Source organism: Macellibacteroides sp., assembly GCF_050251695.1.
GTDB lineage: Bacteria > Bacteroidota > Bacteroidia > Bacteroidales > Tannerellaceae > Macellibacteroides > Macellibacteroides fermentans.
Map to the genome: position 1 here is coordinate 1 of NZ_JBFWMI010000139.1, position 5,229 is coordinate 5,229.

4 protein-coding genes are annotated in these 5,229 nt (G+C 43.9%); 2 read left to right on the forward strand and 2 right to left on the reverse strand.

Going from position 1 to position 5,229, the window contains the following annotated elements; genetic code table 11:
• Positions 1–711 (forward strand): IMP dehydrogenase (locus AB7E53_RS13960; RefSeq protein ID WP_446776357.1); only part of this gene is annotated, 711 nt, incomplete at its 5' end.
• Positions 712–773: 62 nt separating this feature from the next.
• Here the strand turns inward: AB7E53_RS13960 and AB7E53_RS13965 are convergent.
• Positions 774–1,922, reverse strand: coding sequence for a DUF6051 family protein (locus AB7E53_RS13965; protein WP_079682409.1), 1,149 nt, complete (start codon positions 1,920–1,922; stop codon positions 774–776).
• 208 nt (positions 1,923–2,130) lie between these two features.
• On the opposite strand from AB7E53_RS13965, the gene AB7E53_RS13970 reads away from it, so the two are divergent.
• Positions 2,131–2,979 carry a LytR/AlgR family response regulator transcription factor gene (locus AB7E53_RS13970; RefSeq protein ID WP_446776359.1) on the forward strand — a complete coding sequence of 283 codons (849 nt, stop codon included), beginning with the start codon at positions 2,131–2,133 and terminating at the stop codon, positions 2,977–2,979.
• Between the two features lie 104 nt (positions 2,980–3,083).
• On the opposite strand, the gene AB7E53_RS13975 is transcribed toward AB7E53_RS13970, so the two are convergent.
• Positions 3,084–5,141, reverse strand: a complete 2,058-nt coding sequence (locus tag AB7E53_RS13975) for an alpha-L-fucosidase (protein WP_446776361.1) — start codon at positions 5,139–5,141, stop codon at positions 3,084–3,086.
• Positions 5,142–5,229: the final 88 nt, after the last annotated feature.

Sequence of the window (5,229 nt, forward strand, 5' to 3'; positions counted from 1 at the left end):
TCTTCAGACGGTTATTCGGAGTGGCAATATGAAACCCTTCGTTGGATAAAGGAAACATACGGTAATCAGGTCTTGGTTGGTGCAGGTAATGTGGTAGACCAGGAGGGATTCCAGTATTTGGTTGATGCCGGAGCCGACTTTGTTAAAGTTGGTATCGGTGGTGGTTCCATCTGTATCACGCGTGAGCAGAAGGGAATTGGTCGCGGACAGGCAACAGCATTGATCGATGTGGCAAAAGCTCGTGATGTTCACTATGCCAAAACAGGAATGTATGTTCCTATTTGTAGCGATGGTGGTCTGGTGCACGATTATCATATGGTGCTAGCCTTGGCGATGGGAGCCGACTTTTTAATGATGGGCCGCTATTTTGCCCGTTTCGACGAATCACCCACAAAGAAATTACGTATCGGAAACAACTATGTAAAGGAATATTGGGGAGAAGGTTCCAACCGTGCACAAAACTGGCAACGTTACGACATGGGCGGATCCGAAAGTCTGAAGTTTGAAGAAGGAGTGGACAGCTATGTACCTTACGCCGGTAAAATGAAAGACAACCTGAAACTTACATTGGGTAAAGTGAAGGCTACCATGTGCAGCTGCGGTACACTTTCTATTGAAGAGCTTCAGAAGAAAGCAAAAATAACGATGGTTTCATCTACAAGTATTGTAGAGGGTGGAGCACACGACGTTATTTTGAAAGAACAGAGCTGATAAGCATCCTATATTAGTAAGGCGGATTCCAAACGGAATCCGCCTTTTTTATCTGCCATCCTTTATAAGAAGGAGGCAACTCTGCCGAATAGATCCCGAAAACTGGAGTCCACCAATCCGGGTTCGATCTTTTTGTTGGAGGGGAAGGGTATCTGATGCGAATATTCGAAAGGGAAATCAAGTTCCTTTAATACCACATCGGCACACCGTTTGCCCAATGCCTGAATAATACCTTGTGTGGGCATTACGATGTCGTTTTTCAGTGATATGGCTCTGATACGGTTGCATGCTTTCTGGAAAAAAGACTCCCTGAAGTGTTGCATACTTTCCTGTTTTATCATCGCCTTGAAAGCCTCTTCCAGAAAATCCTCCTTGCATACGGAGGGTAGTTTGGACGGGTCCAGAAAGTCGGATTGAAAATAGTTTTGCAGTTTAGCAAACGCTTCCTGATCCATGATGTCTTTGGAGTTTCCATTCATCTTGCAAAATATGGAGCCACCGCAAAACATAAACAGTTTCGTTTCGTCGAACAACTTTTCGGGATTAGCCAGTAAAAGCACCTGCGATATGAGTGCTCCTATTGAATAGGCGAAGATGTTGATGGAGGCATCTTCTGCAAACAGGGGATGCTCGCCGTTTTTTATCTCCTTGGAAAGCTGCCATAAATTATAGATAGTCTCTCTTCCCGAAGCATAAAACCGCAACGGGCTATCCGAGATACGGCTGCTTAGGGCGGCATTGGCAAAAGTAGAATTGTTCAAATCTTCAATCATCTCTTTCCGGAGTTGTGCCCAGGGAAGTATGGCCCGGGGCTGATGCCACGACAACGGGGTCCGGTTCATATGAAACGCAATGGGAAAGAGAATCACTGCTTTCCCGGTATGCTCCGCCAGGTATTCTGCCCAGGTGAGATACTTTTCCCAGCTTCGTTCATTCAGTCCGTGAAGCAGCAAAATTGCATCTTTATGCTTTTCATTTCGTTTCGGAGCAAAAATAAGATAATTGAAATTTTTATTCTCTTCAATGCCATTGTCGGGTATTTTACTGAATCCGGGAGTTGGCATAATCTGTAAAAGGCACTCGATATCCTGTGCTCCCATCGTTTGACTAAAACGGTATGGCAGGATTTCAAGTTGTTTTTCTTCCAGCTCAACCTTATGTTCGTAAGAGAACAAGGCCTTAAGTTCTTGTGTGCGATTAATGACATTCATAGTTCGAAACAGTTCTTTGACTGCAAACAAACAACATCTTGTATTTAAAACAAAATCGAAGGTATTCGGGCAGCCTTCGAGGGGCAGAAACTCCTATTTAGGGACGAAATCGGGATATATGGGGTAAATACATCCTACTCTTAAATCCGATGGGAGTCGATAAAGGATAAATATTCGTACATTTGCTTTCAATAATTAGAGTATACAAATGGAGGTACTGAGCAACAAAATTCCCAAGTATGTTTATGAAAAGTCGAACATCATTCGGCTGATCCTGCTTACCGCCCTTTTTGCGCTGGTATTTATAAACATTTACAAACCGTTTAATTCGCCCAACTGGTACAATGTATCCGAGTTGAAATTTTTCATATTTTCCAGCTTAATTATCCTTACGGGTGTATTGGTGGTGGTACTTAGCCGTATCTGTATGTACTATTACGGACGAAAGCATTCCATATCCTACAGTGCCTACGGCGTATGGATTCTTACCGAGATATTCTTCATGTCTCTTTTCTATACAATATATACATTGGTGTTAAATCCGGGAAGAGACTGGATGGGGGTGTTCAAGGAATCGGCCATCAACACCAGTCTGGTTCTTTTGCTTCCTTACTCTGCCTTGCATTTGTACTTTTCTTATAAGGAGAAGGAACGTATGCTTCTGGTACTTGAAAAGAACAAGGAGGATAGTGCGGCAAAGCAGGCGGTATTTTCCTTTTACGATGAAAAGGGCGATTTTAAACTTTCGGTTAAACGCAACAACCTGCTGTATTTAGAGTCGGCCGACAATTATGTGTGTATCTGTTATCTCAACAAAGGTATCCTTTCCAAATTTATGCTGCGTAATTCACTAAAGGCGATCGAAGAGCTGATGTCCGACACGCATGTATTACGATGCCACCGATCGTTTATGGTTAATTTTGAACAGGTAAAGGTGATCCGCCGGGAAAAGGATGGAATTTATCTTGAACTTGGAATCGATAAGGTTCCGGATATCCCGATTTCTAAAACGTATAGCGAGAAGGTGACGCATTGGTTTATGAGCTACTCTTCATAACAATAAAAAAGGAGTAAGTCCCAACCCGGGACTTACTCCTTTTCGCTAATAGGCCGAATCTTATAGTACTACGAAGTAACCAATAAATCCGAACCCTGTTATTCTTATTCGGCTGTAATAACAGAAAACTCGCCGATACCGGCACGTTTGCCGTTTTCTGTTATGGATGTAGCCACAAGCCGGATCTTTTTTCCTTTTACCGGTGTAAACTTTATTTCCTGTGCGATGGGGTTGTGCTTGATGTTTGAGAACTCACCTTCGGCAACCTTTACATTATCAATGTATAGTTGGTAGCTCGAAATATGCCCCCCGGCATCTCTCCCTTGATTGGGTACATAAACAAATCCGCTTATAGGTGCTTCGGTGTTCAACTCCACTTCCAGCTGTTGCTTGCCTTCCGGAAGGTAATAGGCTGTGTAACCGTTGCCATCCAGTATTACGGCTGTTTTTTCGTCCTTCGGCGTTACAATCTTAAGCCCACTGGCTGGAATGTCGAAGGCAGCAGACGAAACCGGACTTTGTTTGTTGAATGAGGCGTCGTATGCGATGGCCTTTACAGTTCCTTTCTTTGCAAATGCAAAGGGGGCGGTATAACGGGCAGACTTTGTTGTAGGCGTTGTTCCATCGGTTGTATAGTAAACATCCGATCCTTTATCGCCGGCGGTAATTGTTACTTCATCTTTTCCGTTACGGCTGATTGCCGGTTCGGTAACCAGGGCAGGTGCATGGAAAGCCTCTACGTTGTTTATACAAAGCGGACCGCGTGCATTTGTAAAATGGATACGTATTTTCTCTGCTTTAACTGTCTGGAACCTTACAATTCGTTTGTAGCCTACTGTTGTAGTAGAATCTACCGTCTGTACAGGTTTCCATTGTCCGTTGGTTTCTGTTTCTATTGTGAAGCTGCGTACACGTTGTCCCAGCGGAATATATTCCTGAATCAACAGACGGTTTACATTTTTAGTCTCATTCAGCTTGAAGGTAAGCGTTGCATCAGTTACCCCGTCTTCTGTAGCCCAGTAGGTGTCCCAATTTCCATCTGTTGCTTTAAATGCACTGTATTCTCTGCCGCGGGTGTTAGATGCTGTAACAGAAATTCCCTTCAATAAGTTATCCTTAAGGTCGTTCTGAATTGTCTGATACCATTCCACGGCACGGGTTGAGTCGGCCGCAGTGATTTTTCCGGTAAGAGCTACCGGGAAGTTAAGCAGGAAGTTTGCATTATGCCCAACACTTCTGTAGTATAAATCTACTAAATTGGCCAGCGAGCGGGTTTGATGATCTTCTCTTGCGTGGTAGAACCATCCCGGACGAATGGATACGTCGCATTCTCCTCCCATCCAGTGTTCGGCTCCTTCCATGCCCCACTGACTTTCGCGGTAATGTTTTTGTTTACTGTAGTCGTACGAACTCCATTGGGTAGCACCAGCCCATCCTTCTTCGTTACCAATCCAGCGGATATCAGGAACTGTACCACCAAAAATCATGGCTGCAGGATGTAGTTTCTTTATGGTTTCGCGCGCTTCTTCGTATTTATAATAGGTATTGGCGTCGATCGAACGGGTTTCGTTAGCACCTCCGTACCATCCGTTTCCTCCGTTGGCTCCATCAAACCAATATTCAAAAATAGGACCGTAATTTGTTAGCAGCTCTTTCATCTGGGCATGGAAAGTCTCTACATATTCTGGTTTTCCGTAGTTGGCATTGTTCCTGTCCCATGGAGAAAGGTAAATCCCAAACTTCAATCCCTGACGTTTACAGGCTTCCGAAAGTTCTTTCACCATGTCTCCCTTTCCCTCTTTCCAGGGAGAGTTTTTTACGCTGTATTCTGTTGTTGCTGTTGGCCATAAGCAAAATCCATCGTGGTGTTTCGCTGTTAAGATAACACCCTTAAGTCCGGCAGCCTTGACGGTAGATACCCACTGGTCGCAATCCAGTTGTGTGGGATTGAAGGTGCTTGCCGGAGTGTTGCCGAAACCCCATTCCAGGTCATTGAATGTATTCAGTCCGAAATGGATAAATGCATATGTTTCAAGTTTGTGCCATTCTACTTGTTCGGGCGTTGGAACTGGATAGACAGCCTTGGGTGGCGGAACGTTTTTACAGGAGAGAAGAGTGGAAAGAACCAGTCCACCCAATAAAAGCGAATTAAGTTTGTTCATTTTGTCTTATGTATTTTAGTTTGGACATCCAAAGATAAGGTAAATTTTTAATATTAGTAGTAGGCAGGCTCATTTCAACTCATGGCTT